The sequence below is a fragment of the Streptomyces sp. ML-6 genome, assembly GCF_030116705.1.
GTDB lineage: Bacteria > Actinomycetota > Actinomycetes > Streptomycetales > Streptomycetaceae > Streptomyces.
In genome coordinates this window covers 7,710,776-7,735,928 of record NZ_JAOTIK010000001.1, presented here as the reverse complement: position 1 = coordinate 7,735,928, position 25,153 = coordinate 7,710,776, and the positions used below count along the sequence as shown (strand labels likewise).

Genomic DNA, 25,153 nt, shown 5'->3' with positions numbered 1-25,153 from the left:
GGAGGGCGGAGCCTGGCGGCCGTCGAGCAGTTCCGCGTCACAGGAGGCCCCATGTCCGCTGGTGTTGTCCGTCGTTCCCTCGCCGTCGGGCTGCCGCTCGCCCTGCTCGGCACGGTGTGCGTTGCCGGGACGGCCACCGGGGCGCAGGACCGGCACGGGCGTACGGAGCGCACCGCGCGGGTCACCGGGAGCGCGGTGCTCGGGGACATTCCGCTGGCCGGGTTCAGCAACCGGCTGCTGCCCGGGACGGTCGCCGACGACCGCGGGGTGAAGCTCGGCGGCATCGGCAGCGACATCTACCCCGCGGGCCGCAAGGGCGAGTTCTGGACGGTGACCGACCGCGGCCCCAACGGGCAGATCAAGATCGACGGGAAGAAGCGGCGCACCTTCCCCGTGCCCGGATTCGACCCGGCGATCGTCAAGGTGCGCGTCAGCGGGAAGCACCTCCGGGTGGTGCGGGCCATCCCCCTCACCACCCGCTCCGGCAAGCCGGTCACCGGTCTGCCGAACCAGAGCTCCCGCGACGAGGCGCCGTACACCTACGACGCGGGAACGACCCTCCCGTACGACCCGAACGGCCTGGACACCGAGGGCATCGTCCGCGCGGCCGACGGCACCTTCTGGCTCGTGGACGAGTACGGGCCCTCCCTGGTGCACGTCTCGGCCCGGGGCCGGGTGCTGGCCCGGTACGTCCCGCAGGGGCTCGGGCTGACGGGCGCCGACTACCCGGTGGTGGAGGCGCTGCCGGGAGTGCTGCTGCACCGCAAGATCAACCGTGGTTTCGAGGGGCTGGCGCTGCTGCCGGGCGGTGATCTGGTGCTCGCGGTGCAGAGCCCGCTGTCGCTGCCCGACCAGGACGCAGGCGAGTCCTCGCGCAATGTGCGACTGCTCCGCTTCTCGACGAAGAAGCACGCGGTCACCGCCGAGTACGCCTACCGGTTCGACCCGGTGGACGTCGTGGACCCGGGCGAGGACGACACCTCCGAACTGAAGATCTCCTCGGTCGTGGCGATCGGCCGCGCCGACCTGCTGGTGGAGGAGCGCACGGACAAGGCGGCCAGGCTGCACCGGGTGTCGCTGCCGCACGGCTCCGGCATCCTGGGCTCCGCCTGGGACGACCCGAAGACGTCCCCGTCGTACGAGGAGCTCACCGACCCGTCGGCCTCGGGCGTACCGGTGCTCCGCAAGCGTCTGGTGGTCGACCTGGGCAAGGTCGCGGGCGTGCCCGGGAAGATCGAGGGCGTGGGGGTGACGGGCCGGGACACCCTCGCGCTCATCAACGACAACGACTTCGGGATGACCGACGGCGCCGAGGCGTTCGACGAGAACGGCCGACTGGTCGACAGCGGCATCAGGACATCGGTGACGCTGCTGAAGCTGCCGCACCCGCTGCGCGACTGACCATCGGCTCCCCCGCGCACGACGGCAGTTCGGCACACCCGGCCCGAAAAGGATGCTTTTCGCCGTAACTCCCTTATGCGCGAGGGGAGTTCAACCGGTCCGGCCCGCCCCTCGGTACGCACTCGTCCCCGAGGGCCGGGCCGAACCGCGTCGCCGTTGCTGTCACTGTCGCCGCCGTCGCCGCTGCCGCTGCCGTGGCCGTGGCCGTGGCCGTGGCGACATCGCCGTACATTCCGGTGTTCTCCCCGTCCACGGAACCGATTTCGTTCCCTGGCGTCTTCCCCCGGCCCTCGCCGCGCCCGTACGGTAGGGCGCGCAGGACGCTCGGCCGTACTTCGGACAACGCATTCCGGTCAGCGGGCAGAGGGAGCCACAGAGTGTCGGGGGATTCGGGCAGCGGGCTGTTGCGCGACGCCATCGGGCTGCGCGAGGTCCTTTTCCAGAGCATCACGGCGATGGCACCCGCCGCCGCCATCGCCGCGTCGATTCCGGCCGGTGCCGCGTTCGCGGGCGGCAGTCTGCCGCTGTCCGTGGTGGTGGCCCTGGTCGCGTGCCTGTTCACCGCGTCGTGCGTCGCGGAGCTGGCCCGCCACCTGCCGGCCGCCGGATCCGTCGCCACCTACTCCGCCCAGGGGCTGCACCCGGCCGTCGGCTTCCTCGTCGGCTGGGGCTATGTCTTCGTCGAGGCCCTGGTGCCCGCGCTGCTGCTGATCCAGCTCGGCTTCACGACGGCGGGCACCCTGCACCAGGAGTGGTCCTCCTACCCGGCGGACCTGTGGTGGCCGTGGTCGCTGCTGGGCGCCGTGGTCATCGCGCTCGCCGGGTACTTCGGCGTGCGGGCCTCCGCCCGGTTCGGCACCGTGCTCGGCGTCTTCGAGGTGCTCGTCTTCGTCGTCTTCGCCGTACTGCTGATCGGGCAGGCCGGTTCGGACAACACCCTTTCGGTGTTCGGCACCTCGCACACGGCGGACGGTTTCGACGGCATCAGCGGCATCTTCGCCGGGTCGGTCTACACGGTGCTGGCCTTCGCCGGCTTCGAGGCCGCGGCCCCACTCGCCGAGGAGACGAAGAACCCCCGGCGCACCATGCGGCGCGCGGTGCTCGGCGCGGCGGTCTCCATCGGCCTGGTGTACGTCCTCACCACGTATGCGATGTCCGTGTACTTCGGGCCCGACAGGTTCGCCGGCTTCGGCGGTTCGGGGGCGGCCTCCTGGGAGGGGGTGGCCCGTGCCTCGTTCGGTCTGTTCTGGGTGCTGCTCTTCCTCGCCGTGGTCAACTCGACGGTGGCCAACGCCAACGCGTCCGCCAACGTGTCGACCAGGACGGCATTCGCCCTCGGTCGCGTCGGGGTGTTCCCCCGGGCCTTCACGAGGCTCCATCCGCGCCGCCGCTCCCCCGTCGCCGGAGTGGCCGTGCAGTTCGTGATCGCGGTCGGCGCGGCGCTCGGGCTGGGCTTCGGCTACGACCCGGTGACGGCGTTCGTGCTGCTGGCCACCGTGATCGTCACGGTGATCATCGGTGTGTACATCGTCGTGAACCTGGCCTGCGCCGGGTACTTCCTGCGCAGGCGGCGCGACGCGTTCAACCCCGTGCTCCATCTCGTGTTCCCGGTGCTGGGCATCGCGGCGTTCGTGCCCGCGCTGCTGACGGCCGCGGGCATCCCGGCCTTCGACTTCGTCTCCGAACTCAGCGCGCCGGTCTCCTACGCCGGTCCGGTCGTCGGCGGCTGGATGCTGCTCGGGATCGTCGTGCTGGCGGTGCTGCTGCGCAGGCATCCGGAGCGGGTGGCACAGACCGGACGGATCCATCTCGACGACGACCCGGCGCCCGCCGGGCCACCCTGACAGGAGCAGTGCAACGATGAGTGACCCCCGTGTCCTGACCGTCCGCCCCGAGGACGGCGAGTACGCCTGGACCTTCGGCGGGGCGGCGCCGATCGCCCGCATCGAACCGGGGACCTTCCTCGACCTGTACACGGAGGACTGCTTCGCCGGCCGGGTACGCTCCGAGAAGGATCTGGTCTCCGAGGTCTGCGAGTTCCCCTTCCTCAACCCGCAGACCGGCCCGTTCCACGTGGTCGGCGCAGAGCCCGGCGACACCGTCGCGGTGCACTTCGTGTCCATCGAACCGGCCCGGGACTGGGCCGCGTCGACAACCGTCCCCCTCTTCGGGGCGCTCACCTCCACCCACACCACCGCCTCGCTCCAGCCCCCGCTGCCCGAGGTGGTGTGGATGTGGCAGCTGGACCGGGCGCGTCGCACCTGTCTGTTCAGCGCCCGGGACAGCGACATCCAGGTGGAGCTGCCGATGGACCCGATGCACGGCACCGTCGGGGTGGCCCCGGCCAACCTGGAGGTGCGATCCGCGCTGGTGCCCGACGCGCACGGCGGGAACATGGACACGCCGGAGATGAGGGCGGGCGTCACCTGCTACCTGGGGGTCAACGTCGAGGGGGCGCTGCTGAGCCTGGGGGACGGTCATGCCCGCCAGGGCGAGGGCGAGACCTGTGGCGTCGCCGTGGAGTGCGCCATGAACACGGTGGTGCTGGTCGAGCTGCTGAAGGGCGTCACCACGCCGTGGCCGCGCATCGAGTCCGACACCCATCTGATGTCGACCGGTTCGGCGCGCCCGCTCGAGGACGCCTTCCGCATCTCGCAACTGGATCTCGTGCAGTGGCTGGCGCGGGACTACGGGCTGTCCGAGCTCGACGCCTACCAACTGGTCAGTCAGGCCGGTGAAGCGCCGCTGGCCAATGTGTGCGACACCAACTACACCTGTGTGGCGAAGATCCGCAAGGAATGGCTGCCCGCGGGTGATCCCCATCGCGGGCTCCACCGCCATCTGCGGGAGACCGCGGCACCGCTGTCCCGTCCCTGACCGCCTTCCCCGTCCCCCCACACAGGAGTGTTCATGCAGCGCAGAAGGATTCTCCAGGGCGCCGCCGCGACGGCCGCCGCCGCCCTGCTCCCGGCCTCCGCCCGTGCCACGGCCGCCACGGCGGCGGGCGACACGGACTACCCGCTCGCCCACTGGAACCCGGCCTCCACCTCCAACTACACGGTGTCGAGCCGCCCTTCGTCCTATCCGGTCCAGTACGTGATCATCCACGTCACCCAGGAGATGTACTCGAACACGATCAGGATCTTCCAGAACCCGGCGAAGAAGGTCTCCGCGCACTACGTGGTGCGCTCGTCGGACGGCTATGTCGCCCAGTGTGTCCGGGAGAAGAACGTTGCCTGGCACGCGGGCAACTGGGACTACAACACGCGCAGCATCGGCATCGAGCACGAGGGCTGGGTGGACCAGCCGTCGTACTTCACCCACGCGATGTACGAGAAGTCGGCCCTGCTGACCGCGTCGGTGTGCGACCGCTACGGGATCCCGAAGGACCGGGCCCACATCCTCGCCCACTCCCAGGTCCCCGGCAGCGACCACACCGACCCCGGCCCGAACTGGGACTGGGTGCGCTACATCCGCCTCGTCAATCTGTACTCGGCGGGCTGAGGCACCCGCGCCGCCCGGGCCGGTCCTCCCGTGCGCCGGAGTTGTCGCGGCGGCCGACTGCGACGACGATGGGGTGTTCACGACGCTCCTGACGGGAGGGTGAGTTGACAGACCCCTGGGTGGCGCTGGCAGCCGATACGGACCCCGGTGAGCGGATCGGCCAACTACGGCGCGCACACGAGGTGTTCACCACTGCGGGCCGGCTGGAGCAGCCGGTGAGACCGGTCGTCGGGGAGTCGTGGCGGCGCTCGGCGCGGGCCAGGGTCAGCCCGGACGGTGCGGCCCTGGTCGAGCTGGGCCCGGACGACCTCGGACCGTACCGGGACGGGCACCCCCTGGCCTCCGCCATGCCGGTGATCCGCGAGCTGATGGGCGCCTACGCGACGGACGGGGAACATCTGCTCGCGGTGTGCGACGCGCACGGCAGGCTGCTGTGGGTGGAGGGGGCCGCGGTGACCCGGCGGGCCGCCGACCGGATGAACTTCGTGGAGGGCGCCCGCTGGGCCGAGGCGGCGGCCGGGACCAACGCGCCGGGGACCGCCATCGCCGTGGACCGCCCGGTGCAGGTCTTCGCCGCCGAGCACTTCCTGCGGCCGGTCCAGCAGTGGACCTGCGCGGCCGCGCCGTTGCACGACCCGCACACGGGCCGGGTCCTGGGAGCCGTGGACATCACCGGCGGGGACCGCCTCGCGCATCCGCACAGCCTGGCGTTCGTGCAGGCGGTGGCGCGCGCCGCCGAGTCGCACCTCGCGCTGCTCGCCCCCGCACCGACCTGCGGGAACATGCGGCTCAGCGCGCTCGGCCGGGACGAGGCACTGCTGGTGACGGAAGACCGCAGGATCCGGCTCGGCAGACGGCACAGCGAGATCCTGGTGGCACTGGCCCGCCGCCCCGAAGGCATCGGCGGCGACGAACTCCTCGTCGAGCTGTACGAGGACGAGTCGGTGACCCCGGTGACGTTGCGCGCCGAACTCTCCAGGCTACGACGGCTGCTCGGCCCGGAGCTCCTGCTCTCCCGCCCCTACCGGCTCTCCGCCCCGGTCGACGCGGACTTCGACACGGTGGCGCGCAGGCTGGCGTCGGGCGCGGTGGCGGCGGCGCTCGGCGCCTACCCGGGGCCGTTGCTGCCGGCCTCGCGGGCCCCGTCCGTCGTCCGGCTGCGGCACCGGCTCGAGGAACAACTGCGGGCAGCACTCATCGCGCGCGGCGACCCGGGGCTGCTGGCCGACTGGGTGTACAGCCCCTGGGGCGAGGACGACCTCCCGGCCTGGCGGGCACTCGCGGCAGCCGCTCCAGCCGCCCGGCGCCCGGCACTGCTCGCCAGGGTCCGGACGCTGGACGCCGAGCAGCGTTGAGCACTCGCCGACGCGTGCAACGGGGTTGCAACGTGCCGCTGCCTACCCTCGGCGCCGAGGGCCGTCCAACGGCGGACGGCACCGGAGCCGGGAGGCCACAGAGATGACCCGTTACGCCGCGCCGGGTGCCGAGGGCGCCATCGTCTCGTACGAGTCCCGCTACGACCACTGGATCGGCGGCGCGTACGTGCCGCCCGCCCGCGGTCAGTACTTCGAGAACCCAAGCCCCGTCAACGGCCACCCCTTCACCGAGATCGCCCGCGGTACGGCCGAGGACGTCGAACTCGCCCTGGACGCGGCGCACGCCGCCGCACCCGCGTGGGGAGCCGTGTCGGCAAGCGACCGCGCGATCGTCCTCAACCGGATCGCCGACCGGATGGAGGCCCATCTGGCGGAGCTCGCGGTCGCCGAGAGCTGGGACAACGGCAAGCCGGTCCGGGAGACCCTGGCGGCCGACATCCCGCTGGCCATCGACCACTTCCGTTACTTCGCCGGTGCGTTGCGCGCCCAGGAGGGTTCGCTCGGCGAGATCGACGACGACACGGTCGCGTACCACTTCCACGAGCCGCTCGGCGTCGTCGCGCAGATCATCCCGTGGAACTTCCCGATCCTGATGGCGACGTGGAAACTGGCCCCGGCGCTCGCGGCGGGCAACGCGGTGGTCCTCAAGCCGGCCGAGCAGACCCCCGCCTCCATCCACGTATGGCTGAAGCTGGTCGCCGACCTGCTGCCGCCGGGCGTCGTCAACATCGTGAACGGTTTCGGGACGGAGGCCGGCAAGCCCCTCGCCTCCAGTCCGCGCGTCGCGAAGATCGCCTTCACCGGCGAGACGACGACAGGTCGGCTGATCATGCAGTACGCCTCCGAGAACCTCAGGCCGGTGACCCTGGAACTCGGCGGCAAGTCGCCCAACATCTTCTTCGACGACGTGTGGAACGAGGACGACGACTTCCGCGACAAGGCCCTGGAGGGCTTCACCATGTTCGCCCTCAACCAGGGCGAGGTATGCACCTGCCCATCACGCGCGCTGATCCAGCGCGGGCTGTACGACGAGTTCCTGGAGGCGGGCATCGCCCGCACCGAGCGGATCGTGGCCGGGCATCCGCTGGACACGGAAACGATGATCGGCGCGCAGGCCTCCCACGACCAGTTGCAGAAGATCCTCTCGTACCTGGAGATCGGCAGGCAGGAGGGCGCGAAGGTCCTCACGGGCGGCCGGCGCATCGAGTACGACGGGGAGCTGGCGGGCGGCTACTACGTCCAGCCCACCGTCTTCGAGGGCAACAACCGGATGCGGGTCTTCCAGGAGGAGATCTTCGGCCCGGTCGTGGCCGTCACGCCCTTCTCCGACTTCGACGACGCGATCGGGACCGCGAACGACACCCTGTACGGCCTCGGGGCCGGCGTGTGGACGCGCGACATCAACACCGCGTACCGGGCGGGCCGCGCCATCCAGGCGGGCCGGGTCTGGACGAACTGCTACCACGCGTACCCGGCGCACGCGGCCTTCGGCGGATACAAGCAGTCCGGAATCGGCCGGGAGAACCACAAGATGATGCTGGAGCACTACCAGCAGACGAAGAATCTGCTGGTCAGCTACTCGCCCAAGAAGCTCGGATTCTTCTAGCGGTACGAAAGAAGGCGCCTGACCTGGGGCTTTCCCCGGGTCAGGCGCCTTCTTGGAGCGCTAGGCCCTTCCCATGAGGGAGGAACCGAAATGACCCTCTTCTTCCAGTTCATCCCACCCGTATCCCAGTCCTGACCAGCAGTTCCGGGCCATACACGGGCCAGATTGCGGCTCAGCCCCTGGGGCTGCCGTCCTCGCTGCGCCGGCTCCACTCCTGCATCGACTCCTCGATGAGCCGGTTGGAATGCTCCTGAAGACCGTCCAGGAACTTGGCGTAGTACTGGAAGAGCACTTGGATGCTCTGGCCGGCCCGGCGCGCGCATTCGGCAGGATCCACGCCGGAGTGCAGCCAGAATGAGATCCCGGCGTGCCGGAGGTCATAGGGCCTCTTGGCGAGGAGCGTCGGCTGCTCATGGGGAGCCAGGACCTTCTTACGGGCCCGCTCCCACGTCTTGCCGTAGGCGGCTGCATCAACGTAGCCGCCGGCAACATTGCGGAACACTCGCCCGTCGGGCGCCACGCCGAAGCGATCGACGTGATTTCGCAGTGTGCGCACGAACGGCGGCGGTATCGGCACAGGACGTGTGGCCTTGACGGCTCGCCGCTTCAAGGAGTGCACTTCGTGGACCGAACCATCGTCCGTCCACTCCTTGCCGGCCGTGACGACCCCTCCGCTCAGGTTGAGCATGCCCCAGCCCCTCTTCGGCAGGTGGCACTGTGAGATCTGCAGGTGGATGACCTCTGCCGGACGCATGGCCGCGTGGTACATGCAGCCGAAGAACGCCTCAAGGTGCGGGCCGCGGCCCTGTTGTTCGCCGACAGCGGTCAGCAGGCGAGCAACCTGGGTCGGGTTCGGCACGCAGGCCGGGTCTACTTCCTCGCTCACTCCAGGAGCCTGCCACTTGACCCTTGCGAGCGGATTCTCCGCGAAGTATCCCCTATCGACGGCAGTTCCGAGGACCTCGCTGAAGGCCGATCGCTTCCGCAGGGCGGTCTTCGCCGCAGCGGACTCTCCGTCGATCTTCCGGCCGAGCGCGTCCAACGCCCTGCGCACGACGTCTGGTTCCATCAGCTCACTGACGGGCAGGGAGTGCCGCTGCATCCAGTCGAGGGCATGCTGCCATTCGGTGGACGGCTCACTCTCCCAGGCTCGCTTGTTGAACGCCCATGAATACAGCGCGCGCCGCAGGACCCTCGGCTCCGAGTAGCGCGCTTCGCGCCTCACCAGCGCGGGCGTGATGGTGGCGAGTGCATCAGCGAGGGTACGACGGGTGTTGCCAGGCGTTCGGTCCCATCACTCATCGATGTAGGCATGAGCCAGGTCGTACCAGGTGGTCCGCTGCCGAATGGCACGGATCTCGGAGGCCGGCAGACCAGTCTGCTCGTCGAACGCCTCACCGTCACGCGCGGCCGTCATGAGCTTCGCTCGTCGACTCTCGGCCAGTCCCTTGGTGATGAAGGACTCCGACCGCTCGCGGCCGTTGACCGTCCATCGGACCTCGAACGGCTTGCGACGCTTCGGCCGCTCCCGGATGTCCCAGAAGCGGACCTTGTAACTCATCGCCATTCAGGCGTATCCCTTTCGCACGCCCGCCACCAGGCGTCAAGGTCTGCACGACGGCAGCGAAGTTCGCCGTTCGGGAGCTTGATCATTCGAGGAGCCTGGTTGCGGGCACGCAGACGGTAGAACGCCGAGGGACTCATGCGGATCTCCGCCAGGACCTCGGCGAGTTTGAGCGCAGGGGGACGAGCCATTTTTTCCTTTCAGTCGGGAACAGGAAAGGCTACGCAGGTGCAAATCACAAGGAAGCACCGCATAGTCCCGGGACAGTGCGTCCGCCGGCTCCACTACCAAGCACGCCGATGCGGACGAAAATCAATGGTCGCGAGGATCGCCGGTTTGGCCAACCGGCGATCATGGGCTATGTTGCGCGCCCCGCGCCGATGAGATCGCAACACCTTGGATCACCAAATAGGCCAGCCACGCAGGCGCAGACGCGCAGTCGACAGTGAACGATTCTTAGAGGATGTCTCACGTGGCGAGTTTTGCCAGCTTCTTGTAGCAGGTCAGCGCGGCGGCGAGACCGAGGAAGGCGAGGAAGTGGGAGCCCTTTCGTTCGTATCGGACGGTGAGACGGCGGTAGCCGAAGAGCCAGGCGATGGACCGCTCGATCTTCCAGCGGTGCCGGCCGAGTCGTTCGCCGGACTCGATGCCCGGCCGGGCGATGCGCGGGACAACCTTCCGTTCCCGCAGCCAGGCGAGGTGCTCGGCGGAGAAGTACGCTTTGTCGGCGCGGAGTTTGACCGGTCGGCGCCGCCGCGGCCCGCGACGGGAACGGACAGCGGGTATGCCGCAGCTCAGACATCCCATGCCACAGCGGTGTCAAGCTGCGGCTGGGAGGGTTGCGTGGTGTGACCATGCGGTGGCTTCGTCGTAGAGGGTGCGGGTCTTGAGGCATCCGTGGAGGATGCCGACGAGGCGGTTGCCGAGCTGGCGCGGGGCGGGGTTGTAGCCGGCGTCGCGTGCGCGCTGTTTGTCGTAGTAGCGGCGGGCGCCGGGTGAGGTGTTGATCGCGGAGAATGCCTGTTTGGGGAGGGCGTCGGCGAGGCGGTCGTTGCGTGCGTGGCGGGCGTGGACGGCGTGGGTCCTGCCGGAGGCGCGGGTGATCGGGCTGGTGCCGGCGTAGTTCTTGCGGGCCTTGGCGGAGGTGTAGCGGGTGGGGTCGTCGCCGGACTCGGCCGGCACCCGGGCGCCGGTGATCTCGCCGGTGCCGGGCATCGACAGGTGGATCTCAGCGTCCGGGTGCGCGAGAAAATGCGCGCTCACCTGCTCTTCCAGCGCGGCTGTCTGTTCGTTCAGCGCGATCAGCAGGTTGGCGTGCGCGGTTGCCGCCGCGGCGTGGGCGGCGGCAGCCGGGGCGGCAATGGCGGGCTGGGGCTCGCGCAGGCCGGCCTGGATCGCGGCGGCCCGCTGGTCCCGGTTGCGGCGGCGGTGCCGGGCCAGGACCGCGGTGATCTGCGGTTTCGTCAGCTTCGCCGCAGTCTCGGGCGTCGGAGCCCTGACCAGCAGTTCCAGCGCGTCGGTGCTGGTCAGTGCCAGACCCGCGTAGGCGTTCAGCGCGCCGGGGAAGTACTCGCGCAGCGTGTTGCGAAGCCGCTGGAAGGCGCGGGTGCGTTCCCAGATCAGAGTCTGGTGCGCACGGGCGACGACCTTGATCGCCTGGGCCTGGCCGCTGTCCCCGGCCACCGGCCGCAGCTGGTCGCCGTCGATGCGGACCATGTCCGCGAGCGCGTGGGCGTCGCCCTTGTCGCTCTTGGCCCCTGAGGTTCCGTACCGTTCTTTGAACCGTGCCGCCTGACGGGGGTTGACCGCGCAGATGCGGTAACCGGCCGCGATCAGCGCTTGCACCCACGGGCCGCGGTCGGTCTCGATCCCGACCGCCGCCTGCCCGGGCTCCAGGTCCTCGCCGCCGTGGCGGGCGACGAGGGCGTGCAGCTTCGCGATGCCCTCCACGCCCTCCGGTAGCCGCGCGGTACCAAGCCTGCGGCCCGTCGCGTCCCGGACCTCGATGTCGTGATGGTCTTCGGCCCAGCCATCGCCGGTGAACAGCACCAGCACCCGCCCCTTCGCTCTCGTCCCATCATGATGCGCAGCCTGCGGAAGGCACGGCTCGCTCTCCAACGGATCAAGTGCTCACGCCCAACTGCCCGGCAGGCACGCCATCCCATCAGCAGTCAGGCCTCCCGGCCGACCAGCGGGGGCACGGTCCGACCTCAGAACTCGCAATGGCTCGGAGGCTACGAGTGCTCACCTACTGGCGGCTACGGACCGTAGTCTTCCCCACGGCCCGACGAGCCCCATTAGAGGCTTGAGGGCGAGGCTGTCGTGGGTGTTCGCGCCGGACACGGCGACGGTGAGCGGGATGCCCTGGGCCTCGGACAGGACGTGCAGCTTGCTGCCCTTCTTGCCGCGATCGACCGGGTTCGGCCCGGTCAGCGAACCCCCCTTTTCGCCCGCACCGACGCGGCGTCGACGATCGCCGAGGTCCAGTCGAGCTCGCCCCTGGCGCCGAGTTCGTCCAGGACCGCCCGATGCAGCCAGCGCCACAAGCCCGCCTCGGTCCACGCGGTGAACCGACGGTGCGCCGTCGCCGGCGACACCCCGAACGTCTCCGGCAGATGCCGCCAGGCGCACCCGCTGGTCAGCACGTACACCACCGCTGTGAACGCCGCCCGCTCATCCAGCGGAGCGGTCCCGCCGCCCTGCGGACGGGAGTTGAACGACGGCAGCAACGGCGCGACCAGTTCCCACAGCCCGTCAGGAACCAGCCGCTGCGACAGATCAGCACTCACGAAGAGACATCATGCCGCAGCTCACACCATCGCCACGTGAGACAACCTCTTAGCCACCAGACATTTTCGAATGGCGGGATCAGACACACGAACCCCCTAAACAGGAACTGCTCCAGACCGCCAATCTCACAAGGCTGGGATTATCATCTCTCCGTTCCTGCCCGTCGAGCAGCTCCTCGTCCGACCTTGCATTTTCGGGACGTTGTACATTGGCATGGTCTCAGCCGAGGTTCCAGTCTTTTGCCGCCAACTCTCGTCTGCCGTGAGCGAATGCCCACTATCAATCCGCCGGAAAGTCGACAACTTTAGGCGCGATAAGAACTTCCCTGCAAATAGGCACGCGAGGGCACCGTCGTGCGATCCGCGGTGGCTGTCCGCTATTGCTGTGGTGTGGACCGGACGGGGGACTCGTCCAGGGCGGGCTGGGAGGAAGCGCCGGACGTTCGGGAAAACCCCCGCATCCTGGCCTGCGGATGCGTCATGATCACGGGCATGCACCCTCGTGACAAAAAGATATGGCGGGCGATCGATCAGGGCCTCAGGGCGATCGACTGGGAGGCGTGGTTCGGTTGTCCGGAGGGCGCTGACTATCTCTCCCCCGTAGGTCACGAGGTGACCGCACGCGCCGTGGCTGGCCTCACCGCGTTCTTCAACAGCCGCTGGCTGCCCAAGGCCGTGGTCCCCTCCCCCGCCCGGGGTCAGGCCAGCGACACCTTCGTCGGTCTGGGCCGACACGCCCCGGTACTCCAGTTCATGAACGGAGCCGCGCCGGGAGCATGGGTGGAGGCGGTGCGGTGAACCTCCCCCTTGATCGTGGACACCTGGAGACTGGGACCTGAGGTTCCAGAGGAAGTAGCACCAGGTGGGAAGCAAGTACACGAAGCGGTACACCGCGGAGTTCAAGAGGGATGCCATCGCGCTTGTCGGCTCCACGGGCAAGACGGTCACCGCCGTCGCCCGGGAGCTCGGCATCAGCTCGAAGTCCCTGCGCGGCTGGTACCGGCAGGCCAGGGCCGACCGTGGCGAGGGCGCCCCGGGAGAGCTCACGACCGCCGAGCGCGAGGAGCTCAAGCGGCTGCGACGGCAGAACGCCGAACAGGCCAGGACGATAGAGGTCCTGCGAAAAGCCGCGGTGAGGTCAATGGGTCGGTGCAACATCCCAGGTAGAACGGTTACTGGAGGTGTTGCTGGGTGGCGAGGATCGGGCGTCCGGGGTTGTCGGACGAGCAGAAGCGTGAAGTGTGGCGGCGATGGCGGGACGGGCAGTCGCTGAGCGAGATCGGGCGTGCGCTGGGCAAGGTGCCCGGGTCAATCCACGGGGTGGTCGCGGCGAACGGCGGTTTTGTCCCGGCGGCCAGGACCTGATCGGCCGGGGTGCTTTCGCTGGCGGAGCGGGAGGAGATCTCCCGGGGCTTGGCCGCTGCTGACTCCTTCCGGGCGATCGCGGGCCGGCCGGGGCGGGCGCCGTCCACGGTCAGCCGTGAGGTGGGGCGTCACGGCGGGCGTGAGAAGTACCGGGCCGCTCGCGCGGACGAGGGCGCCTGGGGCAATGCCCGGCGCCCGAAGTCCTGTCTGCTGCAACAGAGTCCAGCCTTGCGGGACACGGTCGCGGGCAAGCTGAAGGAGGACTGGTCGCCGCGTCAGATCACAGGCCGGCTCGCCCGCGCCTTCGCGCCCGAGGACGGTATGTACGTGTCTCACGAGACGATCTACAAGAGCCTGTTCATCCAGGCCCGAGGCGTACTGGAGAAGGAGCTTGTCTCCCATCTGCGCCGCCGACGCACGATGCGCCGCTCAAAGAACGCCTCCACCGCAGGTCAGCAGCGCGGCTGCATCCGTGACGCGGTCTCCATCCGCGAGCGTCCGGCCGAGGCCGAGGACCGGGCTGTTCCCGGCCACTGGGAAGGCGACCTGATCACCGGTGCGAAGAACAGCCACATTGCCACATTGGTCGAACGGCACTCCCGCTACGTCATGCTCGTCCGGGTCGCAGGCAAGGACACCGCCAGTGTGATCTCCGCGCTGAGCCATCAAGTCCGTTACCTGTCCGACGGGTTGATGACTTCACTGACCTGGGACCGGGGTACTGAGCTGGCCGACCACAAGCGGTTCACGATGGCCACCGACGTCAAGGTCTACTTCGCCGATCCGAAAAGCCCCTGGCAGCGGGGATCGAATGAGAACACTAACGGCCTGCTCCGCCAGTACTTTCCCAAGGGCACCGACCTGTCCGGATATACCCAGGCCGACCTGGATACCGTCGCGCTCAAGCTGAACACCCGCCCCCGGCAGACCCTCGGGTTCGAAACTCCCGCTGATAGGCTCGCGGCAGCTGTTGCATCAACCGGTTGACTCCGCCGCGGTCTTCTTCGCGAAGGAGAGCGATCGGTGAACGAGACGTACGTGTTCATCGAGGCGGAGAAGACCACCCACGGTGTCGCTTTCCTCTGCCGCCTGCTCAAGGTGGCCCGTTCCTCGTTCTATGCCTGGCTCGCCACGGCGAAGAACCGGGCCGCACGCCGGGCCGCCGACCAGACCCTGGTTCACGAGATCACCGTGATCCACGTCGGCTCGCGCCAGACCTATGGCGTCCCGCGCGTCCATGCCGAACTGCGGCGGCCGGGACGGCAGGTGAACCGCAAACGGGTCGCCCGCCGCAAGCGCCGTTCGCTGACCAGGCCGGACAGGAAGGCCAGGCCGGCCCCGGACCTGATCGGCCGCGACTTCCACGCCGAGGTGCCCGGCACGAAGCTGGTCGGCGACATCACCGCGCTGCCGACTGGCGAGGGCCGGCTCTACCTCGCCTGCTGGCTGGACCTGGCCACCCGCGAGGTCGTCGGCTACTCGATGGCCGACCACCACCGCGCCGAGCTCGTCGTCGATGCACTCGACATGGCCCACGGCCGCGGTGGGCTGCAACCCGGCTGCGTGATCCACAGCGACCGCGGCAGCGAGTACACCTCGACCCGATTCCGTGACCGAATAACCGAGTTGAGCCTTCGCCAGAGCTGCGGACGTACCGGATCTTGCTTCGACAGCGCCGCCGCGGAGAGCTTCTGGGTCCTGCTCAAAGAAGAGATCGGCACCCGCATCTGGCCCGACCGGGCCACCGCCCGTGCCGACATCTTCGACTTCATCGAGAGACCCCGTTGCCCAATTGGGTGAATGCCTGTGATCTCGGACTTGGTGGGTGGTTTTGGGGTGGAGTCTGAGATCGGGGGCTTGGGTGGCAGGCCTGCGGTTCGATCTTGGGGTGGAGGCTGGGTGTCGATGCGGGCGGACTCGGGTCGGGAGGTACCTGAGGAGACGCGGATGGTGGCTCGGGCTGCGTTTCCGAAGGGCTGTCTGGCGATGCGGGTGCGGGACGAGCTTGGTCCGCTGTTCGACGACGAGATCTTCCGGTCCGCATTCGGCGTCCGTGGCCGTCCTGGTGTTGCGCCGGGGCAACTGGCCTTGGTCAGTGTGCTGCAATTCGCGGAGAACCTGACGGATCGCCAGGCCGCCCACGCGGTACGCGCGAGAATCGACTGGAAGTACTTGCTCGGCCTCGGCCTGGCCGATCCCGGCTTCGACTTCACCGTGCTGACCGGCTTCCGTGACCGTCTCCTGGCTCACGGGCTGGAGGAGAAGATCCTGGACTTGCGGTTGGAACGGCTCAACGAACTGGGGCTGGTGTCCGGGCGGGGCCGGCAGCGCACCGACTCCACTCACGTGCTCGCCGCGGTGAGGGATCTCAACCGTTTGGAGTTCGTCGGCGAGACGCTGCGGGCCGCCTTGGAAGCGGTTGCCGTCGTGGCGCCCGAGTGGCTCACCTCCTGGATGCCCCGGGCCTGGCAGGAACAGTACGGGAGCCGGATGGACTCCTACCGACTGCCGAGTGATGAAAGCGAGCGGACACAGCTCACCTGGCGCATCGCGGCCGACGGCTACCAGTTCCTCGAAGCGGCCTTCGAGGCCAGTGCTCCCGCCTGGCTGCGACAGGTACCGGCCGTCGGCATCCTGCGGACAGTGTGGCTCCAGCAGTTCCAGCGGACAATCACGGACGGTGCGCAGGATGTCTCCTGGCGGGGGAAGAACGATCTCCCGCCCAGCAGAACCCGGATCACCTCGCCCTACGACTCTGACTCCCGCAACGCGGTGAAGCGCGGCTCGGCCTGGGACGGCTACAAAGTTCACTTCAACGAGACCTGCGACGCCCGGGAGACCGGCCGACCACACCTGATCACCCACGTGGTGACCACAGACGCCACCGTCGGCGACCCCGTGGTCGTCGACGAGATCCATGACCGGCTCGACGCCAAGGGCCTGCTGCCGGCCGAACACCTGATGGACGCTGGCTACATCTCCGCAGAGCTCCTGCTGACGGCGCCCAGCCGGCGAGGCGTCCGCGTTATCGGCCCGGTCCGGCCCATGACCCGCCGCACCGTGCAGGCAACCGGCTACGACAAGGCGTCCTTCACTATCGACTGGGACGCTCATCGGGCGATCTGCCCCGATGGTGCCCACAGCCGTTACTGGACCGAGGGGCTCGACAACAACCAGCGACCCGCGATCCGCATCCGCTTCGCCACCGAGACCTGTGCGCCTTGCCCCTCCCGGGGGCAGTGCACCAACTCGACACGCTACGGTCGGCAGCTCACCGTCCGTCCACAAGATCAAGATGCCGTCCTCGAACGTGTCCGCGCTGAGCAGACCACCGAGGAATGGAAGGCGGCCTACGCGATCCGCTCCGGCGTGGAAGGCACGATCCACCAGGCGGTCGTGGCCGCCGGCGCCCGCAGAAGCCGCTACACAGGACTACGGAAGACCGCCCTCGCACACGTCCTCACAGCCACCGCCGTCAACCTACTCCGACTCGATGCCTGGTGAACCGGGCAACCACTCGCCCCCACCCGGACATCACACCTCGCCGCCCTCGACCTCGCCGCATAGGCAATTGGGCAACGGGGTCATCGAGACGTTCCACAACCGCCGCCGCCTGCGCAGACACAAGGTCTTCGGCTACCTCACCCCGACCGAAACCCGGCAACGGCACCGACACACCCTCGCGGCATAACCATCGAGTGTCCAAGATCACGGGGAAGCTTCATCTACAAGGCGTCTCGGGCATGGTTGGCCGCAGTGTGACCCGCTGATCTATCCGGCGAGGGCGAGGTTGTGCATCCACGCGATGCCGAGCATGGCGGGGTGGACGCCAGCGCCCTTCAAGCGGCAGTCGCGGAGGATCTTCCAAGTCTTCATGCGGGCGAAGACGTGCTCGACGCGGGCGCGGACCTGCTTGTGGGACTTGCTATGGTCCTCCTCCCAGTCCGGGAGTTCGCCCTGGCCGCGCTTGCGGCGGTGCGGGATGACCAGGCCGGTGCCCGGGTAGCCGCCGTCGGCGATCGTGAGGGTTTTGCCGACGGCGGCCTTGGCGCCGGATTCCTCCCACACCTTGCAGTCGTTGCGGTTCCCGGCGAGCGGCCGACCACGACGACCAGGCGGGTGTCGGTGTCCATGACGACCTGGTGGTTGGTGGAGTACCGATAGTTCTTCGACCGCTGGGCGATGGCGTGGTCGCGGGGGGACCATCGTGCCGTCCACGATGAGCACGGCATCCCTGGCGAACCGTTTGCGGCCCGGCTCGCAGAGCGGGCTCACGAGTACGGTTGCTCGTCCTGTGCTCCCCTGGGCCCGTCGGTGACTTCCCCAGAGGGCCGCCGCCGGTCCAGCGGCCCAGAGACGTATGCGTCCATGCCCGCCGTGGCCAAGGGAAAGAGGGGAGCCGTCTCGAGATCGCCGTGCAGGCGCAGCAGTACATGGTCGTCACCGACCAGGCAGTCGGTGTAGGGAAGGGTGCGGGACAGCAGGCGGGCGAAATCGTCGCAGGACGTCCGGACGTCGACCTTGTCGAGGCCGAGCCAGACGTGCAGCGTGCCGTCCTGGACCGTCAGCTCGACGTCGATCCGGGTGTCGGCCGCCTCGGCGGCTTCGCCGCACCACCTCAGGGTCTCGTCCAGCGCGCCGAGGTGGACGGGGAGCGGGCGGAAGGCGTCCTGACGCATGTCGTCGCGAACCGTGATGCCGGTGGCTGGGGCCAGCTCTCGCCACCAGTCCTGCACGACGTCGCGGACCGATGCGGCCTGCGGTCCGCGGCTCAACGCTCGCCGTACAGCGTCCGCCGCGTTTCGCCGAACGACGCTCGCGGCGTCGGGTCCGGTGTCGGCGGCCATGCGGCGCAGGAGCGAGCCGGGCCCGATACGTGTGTCGTCGAGGGCCTTCCGCTACAGCTCGCGCAGCGTTTCCGGTACGGCCGTATCGTCCGGCCCGAGCAGGGGGCGGATGCGTTCTGCCCAAGCAAGAAACGCCTCGGTGTCGCCGGTGGTGAGGAGGTCGGTGCCGAGGTCGCCGCGGGCGAGAATGCGGGCGCGCTGCCGTTCCGTCGGCCGGCCGAGGCCATCGAGCTGGGCGCGCAGGAGGAAGGCGAGCAGGTCCCGTTCCGAGGCGGCAAGATCATCGACGACACCGTTAATACTGCAATCACAGTTATGGGGTCTGGCCTCGGCGTTTGTAGTGGCTGTGGCGAGCGCGGGTCTGACTGAGTCGTCTCCACCATGACCGGTGCAGATGGTGCGTCGGCGTGAGGTGTTGTGGCCGCAGGATGAGTCCGATCAGGCGGCGTATCTCTGCGACGGACAACGGGATCAGGTGGGTTTGTCCGAGATGGTTGCCCCCTTTGACAGTTCCTGGGCGCGGATGGCCGTCAGTGCGGCGAGTGCGGCCATGGACAGGGTGATGTGCCGGTACCAGGCGTCGTAGCGGCGGACCTGGTAGTGGTCCAGGCCGCACTCGTTCTTCGCGGCCTGGAAACATTCCTCGACCTGCCAGCGGGCTCCCGCCACCCGGGCCAGGTCCCTCAGCCGGGTGCCGACCGGGCCGTAGCAGACGTAGTAGGCGATCTCGGTGGGATCGGTGGGACTGCGGCGGGCCAGCACCCAGTGCCCGAAGCCGTTCTCCCACCAGATCCGGACCGGCACCCGGGCCCAGTCATGGAACCGCTGCCCGTGGGCGCCGGCCCCTGCCGACAGGCGCTTCCACGCCTGCCTCGGCAGGCCGGCCATCAGGGCGTCGACCCGGATGTCGGCGCCCCGGGTGGTGATGACGGTGTCGTTGACCTTGGTCGCCAGCACGTGCGCGACCCCGCGCTGCTCCAGCCAGTACCGCAGTCGCTTGGCCTGCCCGTATGCCTCGTCGGCGGTCACCCACGCGAACGGCACCTTCGCGTCCAGGGCGCGCTGGAGCATGGCCTGGAAGTGCTCGATCTTCGTGGCGAACGGCACGTCGTCCGGGATGCCGGCCGCCCGGCACCGCTCCCGGTCGTCCGTCCAGGACTTCGGCAGATACAACTCCCGGTCGATCAACGCCCGCCCCCGCCGGGAGGCGTAGGCGAGGAAGGTGCCAATCTGGGAGTTCTCCGTCCGCCCCGCGGTGCCGGAGTACTGCCTCTGCACGCCGGCCGACCTGGTGCCCTTCTTCAGGAACCCGGTGTCGTCACCGATCAGCACCGCGTCCTTGTCGCCGATGCTCTCCACGACGAAGTCCCGGACGTCATCGCGGACCCCATCAGCGTCCCAGTCAGCCTCGCCCAGCAGCCGCTGCATCCCGATCGGATGCGCCTCACCGGCACGCTCCGCCAGCGACCAGCCGTTCTTCCGTTCCAACGGCGCAACCAGCCCGGACATGTACTCCAGCGCCCGACCCCGCGGCTCCGAGCGGGCAAACCGCGCAGCGAACCGCGCGTGCAACCCCACCAACACCTCACGCCAGGAATCAACTTGACGCACACTAAGATCCACAGACACGACGACACTCAATCACACCAGACCCCATAACTGTGATTGCAGTATTAACGGGGGTAGCGAGGATGTCGAGGAGGGCCTCGGCGGTCGCCTTCTTGGCCTCCGGCTTACCGGGGGTTCCGGGCAGATGCTCGGTCCACCGGTGGACCCGTCCCTGAGCGTCGCGCAGGCTGATGGTGGTGGTGTAGCTCTTCAGGTGGTCTGGCCCCGAGACGTCGTACGTGTACTCGTGGTCGATGCCGTACGTGCTGGCCATGGCGGTGAGGACGGTCACCGGATCGTGCTGGTGTTCGAGGCCGGAGAGCCAGTCATCAAGGATGGCAGGTCGGCGCCCAAGTAGCCGAGGGCCATGGACGCGCCAGGCCGCGGCAACGACCGCCTGCGCGGCGTCCGACACCGCGGTGCGGCCCTGTCCGCTCTCACCGCGGCTCGTCAGCAGCCCTTCCGTGAGCTGGAGGGTCGCACCGAGCCTGGCGGTGTCGTCGTCAGAGGCGGTGAGGATCCGCGCCTCGTCTTCATCGGGGGTTAGGCCGTGCGCGAGGGCTCGGTGAACGCGGACGTGGGCTGCGAGGTAGTCCACTACGTGCGAGCCGTGGTGGGCGAGGAGGTGATTGTCGCGCTGACGGGCGGCGGTCGCCGCTTCCTGGTTCTCGTGCGCCCAGGAGACATGGGTGAGGGCCTGGGCGAGGAGTCCGTGCGTGCGGTGGCCAAGGTCGAACATGGCCGCCAGGTCACTCACGGCGTCCCGGTGCCGGTTGCCCGGCTGCGGGTACGGCCGTGGCGACGCGGCTGGCAGGTTCGCGGGGGTCGCCTTGAGTCCCGGGCTCGCTGCTGCGGTCACTTGCGGGTAGGCGTCAAGAAGTGCTTGTGCCGCCGCCGCTCGCGCGGCCTTCTTGGACTGGCCGATACCTTCCGCCGTTCGGCCGGTTCCGGTACGGACGGCGGCCCGGAACAACTTGCGGTGGTCCGGGCCCTCCTCGATGTAGTCGTAGGTCAACCCTTCCTTCTGGAAGGCCGTTTGCGCCAGGGTGACCGGATCGGTACCCGCCCCCGAGGCCGGGCGGTCGAGGTCGTGCCACACGGACGCGACCAGCCTCCGGGCGACCTCGTGCTCGCCGCAGAGGCTAAGCACGCCAAGGATCTGCCGGGCCACTCCTTCGAAGACGGACCTGGCGGGCTGCTGTGCCTCCCCCGCGCTCATGCGCACCAGCCCATGCTTGGTAGCCCATGCGCCGAGCGCCAGGTTGGCGGCGGCGCGCCGCCGGGCGTGTTCGCTCGACTGTTCGCTGGCCTTCCGAGGGGTCGCCCATCGCGTGTAGGCGTCGAGCAGGATCACGTCGAGTGCGGTGGCGCCGAGCCGGTCGAGTAGGCCGAGTACGTGCGGTGTGACCTGGTCAGCATGGTGGCTCTCGTTGAGGTGACTGCGGTGTTCGGCGGCAAGGCCGAGCCAGGCGGTGACCTCGGGGCCAGCGTCCCATCCACGCACGGTATCCCCTACGATCTCGCGGACCGCTTGCCCGTACGCGTCCACAAGCGACGCAGGCGGCTCACACAGCGCCGGGTACGTGACGTCGTGGATGTCGAGTCGCCGTTCGGCGCGGGAGTAGGGCCGGACCGGACCGGTCGACGGACGCTGTCCGGTCGAGGGCCGCGCCGACCGCGCGGGCCGGACAGGGCGCGAGACTTCGGGGGGCGTGGTCAGCCCGCGGCGGGTAGACACCGGGCGCGGGTGGGCAGGACGGGAGGCAGTTCGGAGAGGGGCTGCCTGCGCCCTCCGCCCGCCTGTCGGCCGTGCACCAGACCTACCGTCCAGGATGTTCTGGAGTTCGTTCGTGAGCCACGAGGGCAGTCCCGTCGGGGGAAGGCCGCCGTCGAAGAAGTCGCTCGCCAGGTCGACGCAGTACTCGTACCGGCCCCAATCGCGGTGGCGCGCGTGCTCCTGACTGATCATGCGCAGCGCCGACCGCATCCGCGCGTACGGCACCGTCCGGTCGGCCAGCTGGTACGACGTCCGGTTCCGCGGCCTCGATCGCGAGCGCGATGCGGTGCACTGGTGTTGGTGGCGCTGTCTCGCGCAGCGACACGATGCCGACCCAGCGGTTCACGGCCCTCCCCTACCGGATCGCCTGGCCTTGTCCAGCACGTGCTCCTGGTGGCATCGATGCGCTGCCCAGTGCTTGCATACGTGCGGTGGCCTGCCCCCGGTCCTGCTGTCCCCTCCTGCCGCCGCACCTCACAACTCATGGTGATCACGGCGGCACTGATCAGTAAGCGTATGCCGCCAGGCGCGAGTTCGGGAAGGGGTCGCTCAACGCAGATCGTTCCGCCTGCCGGGTGCTGCGGGTTGCCAGAGCGGGCGGCGGACCGCGCGATCACCGGGGGCAGGCGTACGCCCATGGAGAGAGTGTTGAACGTGGCCAGCGCGACGGCGATCGCGTCGGCCCGCGGCAGTGGGCGGGGGTCACCCGTGCTGCGCCAGGCCGAGCGGATCGGGTTGCCGGTTGGTCCTCAATCGCCTCGGTGTCAAGGAACCCGAGCCCCTGGGGGTTGCGATAACGCCGACGCCCAGGCCCAGCGACGACAGCGGCACAGACGACGTACAGGAAGGGCTTCCTCGCCTGGGGCGGCCCAGACGTCGGCTTCCGACAGCGGGTTCGAACTTGAGCCTGCCCAGGCAGAGTCAAACTCACGCCTTGCGCTCATCCGCTCGGCGCCAGGCTTCTGCCCTACCCTCGCACGCAGTCACTCAGCGTGCCCCTGGCAGCGCCTCCGGCGGCATAACGTCCCGTGCCACCAGGCCCGCCGCAACGTCACTTCCTGGGGAGGATCTGGGGAGTATCGACGGTCCTGGGGAGCGCGTGGGGAGAATCGACCGCGTAACGCAGCACGATCCCGAAAGACGCTGAAAGACGTATCCGCGCAGGTCAGGGGTGGACGCAGTCGCATCGATGCAGGTCAGCGCCACCAGGTAGACAACTTCATCGCCAACATCCCCGGCAGCGAAGAGCCCCGGCACGGTCGGGAGGTCTGGTTCCAGGGCACAGAAGAGATGCTCGGCGCCTTCCCCGACCTGAAGATCGATGTTCAGGACATCTTCGGCATCGACGACAAGGTCACGGTGCTGCTCCGCTTCCGGGGAACCCACCTGGGCGCGTTCCAGCAGTTCGAGGCGACCGGCCGCCAGGTCAGCTTCCGAAGCATCGAGGTCTACCGCATCGAGGGCGACAGGATCGCCGAGGAATGGGTTTCCCCGGACATGATCAGCCTCATGCAGCAGATCTCGCCGGCCCTCACCGACCACTGAGGACCAATGCTGTCCTCTCACATCTTCGTCTGGCATCGCTTCACCTGTTTCACCGATGACCAGGCCCTCGGAAACCATCCCACTCCACCACCCGCTCCTGAGCCGCCGATACCAAGGACATCACCTACGCCGACAGCCACGGCGACTTCCGCAACGGTGCCGCCGACCAGCACCAGCCGTCATGGTCAGAGCTCATCATCAGCCAGCCAACGACATGCACCGCCGCGACACCAATCGACCGCATGGTCACCATGACGACGAGCAGCAGACCGCGGACTCGCGGGGTGCGAACTCGAAGGCGGTGGTACCGCCGATCACGATGCTCACCGCGAACCACAGCTGAGCCAGCATCGTGGCACGCACTGCTCAGTGGTTCAACAAGATCGCCCTCGAGATCGGCCGGGCAGGCGACGAGAGCGCCGGGCCGCCTGGCGAATGCCCGGCGGGCTGATGACGCGGGCGCCTTGGGCGGACTCGGTCGGTGAGCAGCGCTACGGCGCACTCGGTATTCCGCGCAAGGACTGGAAAGCTCGTCAGAGGACCGCTTCCGTGAACTGGGACTGTTTCCCCGCGCCCGCCGCCCTGCTCTGCTACATCGACCACGACATGGGCTCACCCCAATGGACCAATGTCGGCATGCATCTGCAGCAGACGGCGTGAGCGAAACACCACAGGACCGTCACGGAAGTCCTACCGCTCCGGACGAGCTCATCCTCTTCTGCGGCATGTCGATTGGTTCGAAGACGTCACAGCAGGTGACGCCTGCACAAGCCAGTCACCCCTCGGCGAAATGGTCACCCTCGTGAACAGTCTGCGCACCCCCGTTCCTCAGCCGATCAGGGCGCCGCTTCTTGCCACGCCCACACAGCGATCCATATGCCATATTACGTACACAATCTCAACGAAAGGAGTGTCATGAAGTTCGCAGTCATCGGTGGCACCGGGCTGATCGGGTCGCAGGTCGTCAAGAAGCTGAACGCCGCCGGGCACGAGGCGGTACCTCACTCGCAGTCCACCGGAGTCGACGTCATCAGCGGCCAGGGGCTGGACGAGGCTGTGGCGGGAGCCGACGTCGTCGTCAATCTGACGAACTCCCCGACCTTCGACGAAGCGTCCCCGGCCTTCTTCCAGACCTCGATGGACAACCTTCTGGCCGCAGCCCAAAAGGGCGGCGTCGGCCACTTCGTCATCCTCTCGATCGTCGGAACGGACCAGGTCCCGGAGCTGGATTACTACCGGGCCAAGACCCTCCAGGAAGACATCCTCACGGCCGAGCCGATCCCCTACTCGATCGTCCGGGCCACGCAGTTCATGGAGTTCATGGACGCCGTCCTGTCCTGGACCACCGACGGCGACACCGTCCGGCTGCCCGCCACGCCGATCCAGCCGATCGCGGCCAAGGACGTGGCCGACGCGGTGGCAGAGGTCGCCGCGGGCACCCCGCTGAACGGCAGGCGCAACATCGCAGGCCCCGAGATCTTCAACCTGGACGAGCTGGGCCGGATCACCCTCTCCCACAAGGGCGACAACCGCACCGTCGTCACCGACCCCACCGCCGGCATGTTCGCCGCCGTCAAAGGGGACGTCCTCACCGACAAGGACGCTCACCTCGCCCCCACCCGCTACGCCGACTGGCTCTCCTGACCCACTCGCGCTCCCTCCGGCACGCAGACCGCAGAGAACCCGGCCCCAGCCCGTCGTAAGTGACGCCACGTACTCCGTACAGGGGCCGGGCGCGACCCATACAGCCTCACGCAGCCAGGGCATCCAC

General features: G+C 68.7%; 23 protein-coding genes and 3 pseudogenes. 15 read left to right on the top strand and 11 right to left on the bottom strand.

Annotated elements, in window-relative coordinates; translation table 11 throughout:
- The first annotated feature begins 51 nt into the window (after positions 1–51).
- The 6 genes from OCT49_RS33765 to exaC all read left to right on the top strand — a co-directional run bounded on the left by OCT49_RS33765 (position 52) and on the right by exaC (position 7,887).
- A complete protein-coding gene (locus OCT49_RS33765) occupies positions 52–1,401 on the top strand; it encodes an esterase-like activity of phytase family protein (protein WP_283855590.1) in 1,350 nt (449 codons plus the stop codon).
- A 377-nt stretch (positions 1,402–1,778) separates the two neighbouring features.
- Positions 1,779–3,245, top strand: a complete 1,467-nt coding sequence (locus tag OCT49_RS33760) for an APC family permease (protein ID WP_283855589.1) — start codon at positions 1,779–1,781, stop codon at positions 3,243–3,245.
- A gap of 16 nt (positions 3,246–3,261) precedes the next feature.
- On the top strand, positions 3,262–4,278 hold the full coding sequence (locus OCT49_RS33755; protein ID WP_283855588.1) for an acetamidase/formamidase family protein: 1,017 nt from the start codon (positions 3,262–3,264) through the stop codon (positions 4,276–4,278).
- A gap of 33 nt (positions 4,279–4,311) precedes the next feature.
- On the top strand, positions 4,312–4,905 hold the full coding sequence (locus tag OCT49_RS33750) for an N-acetylmuramoyl-L-alanine amidase (protein WP_283855587.1): 594 nt from the start codon (positions 4,312–4,314) through the stop codon (positions 4,903–4,905).
- A gap of 104 nt (positions 4,906–5,009) precedes the next feature.
- Positions 5,010–6,260: a GAF domain-containing protein gene (locus OCT49_RS33745; protein ID WP_283855586.1), complete on the top strand. Its 1,251-nt coding sequence runs from the start codon at positions 5,010–5,012 to the stop codon at positions 6,258–6,260.
- Between the two features lie 103 nt (positions 6,261–6,363).
- Positions 6,364–7,887, top strand: a complete 1,524-nt coding sequence (exaC, locus tag OCT49_RS33740; protein WP_283855585.1) for an acetaldehyde dehydrogenase ExaC — start codon at positions 6,364–6,366, stop codon at positions 7,885–7,887.
- A gap of 172 nt (positions 7,888–8,059) precedes the next feature.
- On the opposite strand, the gene OCT49_RS33735 is transcribed toward exaC, so the two are convergent.
- The 6 genes from OCT49_RS33735 to OCT49_RS33715 form a co-directional block, all read right to left on the bottom strand.
- Positions 8,060–9,112, bottom strand: a complete 1,053-nt coding sequence (locus tag OCT49_RS33735) for a site-specific integrase (RefSeq protein ID WP_349632817.1) — start codon at positions 9,110–9,112, stop codon at positions 8,060–8,062.
- A gap of 69 nt (positions 9,113–9,181) precedes the next feature.
- Positions 9,182–9,454 (bottom strand): hypothetical protein, encoded by a 273-nt coding sequence (locus OCT49_RS39920; protein WP_349632816.1) that lies wholly within the window; start codon positions 9,452–9,454, stop codon positions 9,182–9,184.
- Positions 9,445–9,642 (bottom strand): helix-turn-helix transcriptional regulator, encoded by a 198-nt coding sequence (locus OCT49_RS33730; RefSeq protein ID WP_283855584.1) that lies wholly within the window; start codon positions 9,640–9,642, stop codon positions 9,445–9,447. The genes OCT49_RS39920 and OCT49_RS33730 overlap by 10 nt, the downstream gene beginning before the upstream one ends.
- A 277-nt stretch (positions 9,643–9,919) precedes the next feature.
- Positions 9,920–10,258, bottom strand: a complete 339-nt coding sequence (locus tag OCT49_RS33725) for a transposase (protein ID WP_283855583.1) — start codon at positions 10,256–10,258, stop codon at positions 9,920–9,922.
- A 12-nt stretch (positions 10,259–10,270) separates the two neighbouring features.
- The gene (locus OCT49_RS33720; protein ID WP_283856024.1) at positions 10,271–11,500 is read right to left on the bottom strand and encodes an IS110 family RNA-guided transposase; all 1,230 of its coding nucleotides are present in this window, start codon (positions 11,498–11,500) and stop codon (positions 10,271–10,273) included.
- 380 nt (positions 11,501–11,880) lie between these two features.
- A complete protein-coding gene (locus OCT49_RS33715; protein WP_283855582.1) occupies positions 11,881–12,240 on the bottom strand; it encodes a transposase in 360 nt (119 codons plus the stop codon).
- Between the two features lie 492 nt (positions 12,241–12,732).
- Between OCT49_RS33715 and OCT49_RS33710 the strand changes: the two genes are divergently transcribed.
- From OCT49_RS33710 to OCT49_RS33685, 6 genes and pseudogenes are all read left to right on the top strand, one after another.
- The gene (locus tag OCT49_RS33710) at positions 12,733–13,038 is read left to right on the top strand and encodes a hypothetical protein (protein WP_283855581.1); all 306 of its coding nucleotides are present in this window, start codon (positions 12,733–12,735) and stop codon (positions 13,036–13,038) included.
- A 64-nt stretch (positions 13,039–13,102) separates the two neighbouring features.
- Positions 13,103–13,513: a transposase gene (locus tag OCT49_RS33705; protein ID WP_283855580.1), complete on the top strand. Its 411-nt coding sequence runs from the start codon at positions 13,103–13,105 to the stop codon at positions 13,511–13,513.
- Positions 13,432–14,592, top strand: a pseudogene (locus OCT49_RS33700) (IS30 family transposase). The gene OCT49_RS33705 and the pseudogene OCT49_RS33700 overlap by 82 nt, the downstream one beginning before the upstream one ends.
- Before the next feature lie 36 nt (positions 14,593–14,628).
- Entirely contained in the window at positions 14,629–15,405 is a 777-nt protein-coding gene (locus OCT49_RS33695; RefSeq protein WP_283855579.1) for an IS3 family transposase, read from the top strand.
- A gap of 147 nt (positions 15,406–15,552) precedes the next feature.
- Positions 15,553–17,109, top strand: a complete 1,557-nt coding sequence (locus OCT49_RS33690; protein ID WP_283855578.1) for an IS1182 family transposase — start codon at positions 15,553–15,555, stop codon at positions 17,107–17,109.
- Positions 17,099–17,296, top strand: a complete 198-nt coding sequence (locus OCT49_RS33685) for a hypothetical protein (protein WP_283855577.1) — start codon at positions 17,099–17,101, stop codon at positions 17,294–17,296. Before OCT49_RS33690 ends, OCT49_RS33685 begins: the two co-directional genes overlap by 11 nt.
- Positions 17,297–17,376: 80 nt before the next feature.
- On the opposite strand, the pseudogene OCT49_RS33680 reads toward OCT49_RS33685, so the two are convergent.
- Positions 17,377–17,856 (bottom strand): annotated as a pseudogene (locus OCT49_RS33680) (transposase); the annotation flags it as partial.
- 20 nt (positions 17,857–17,876) lie between these two features.
- Positions 17,877–18,284 carry a hypothetical protein gene (locus OCT49_RS33675; protein WP_283855576.1) on the bottom strand — a complete coding sequence of 136 codons (408 nt, stop codon included), beginning with the start codon at positions 18,282–18,284 and terminating at the stop codon, positions 17,877–17,879.
- On the opposite strand from OCT49_RS33675, the gene OCT49_RS33670 reads away from it, so the two are divergent.
- Positions 18,249–18,821, top strand: coding sequence for a hypothetical protein (locus OCT49_RS33670; RefSeq protein WP_283855575.1), 573 nt, complete (start codon positions 18,249–18,251; stop codon positions 18,819–18,821). The genes OCT49_RS33675 and OCT49_RS33670 overlap by 36 nt on opposite strands.
- A 102-nt stretch (positions 18,822–18,923) precedes the next feature.
- Here the strand turns inward: OCT49_RS33670 and OCT49_RS33665 are convergent, their stop codons facing one another.
- From OCT49_RS33665 to OCT49_RS33655, 3 genes and pseudogenes are all read right to left on the bottom strand, one after another.
- Positions 18,924–20,063 (bottom strand): IS701 family transposase, encoded by a 1,140-nt coding sequence (locus OCT49_RS33665; RefSeq protein WP_283855574.1) that lies wholly within the window; start codon positions 20,061–20,063, stop codon positions 18,924–18,926.
- 1 nt (position 20,064) lies between these two features.
- Positions 20,065–21,564, bottom strand: coding sequence for a putative dsRNA-binding protein (locus OCT49_RS33660; protein WP_283855573.1), 1,500 nt, complete (start codon positions 21,562–21,564; stop codon positions 20,065–20,067).
- A gap of 911 nt (positions 21,565–22,475) precedes the next feature.
- Positions 22,476–22,681, bottom strand: a pseudogene (locus OCT49_RS33655) (flavoprotein); the annotation flags it as partial.
- Between the two features lie 98 nt (positions 22,682–22,779).
- Here OCT49_RS33655 and OCT49_RS33650 point away from each other — a divergent pair.
- Both OCT49_RS33650 and OCT49_RS33645 read left to right on the top strand, forming a co-directional pair.
- Positions 22,780–23,382: an ester cyclase gene (locus tag OCT49_RS33650; RefSeq protein WP_283856023.1), complete on the top strand. Its 603-nt coding sequence runs from the start codon at positions 22,780–22,782 to the stop codon at positions 23,380–23,382.
- Between the two features lie 915 nt (positions 23,383–24,297).
- Positions 24,298–25,026, top strand: a complete 729-nt coding sequence (locus OCT49_RS33645; protein ID WP_283855572.1) for an SDR family oxidoreductase — start codon at positions 24,298–24,300, stop codon at positions 25,024–25,026.
- The last annotated feature ends 127 nt before the right edge of the window (positions 25,027–25,153 follow it).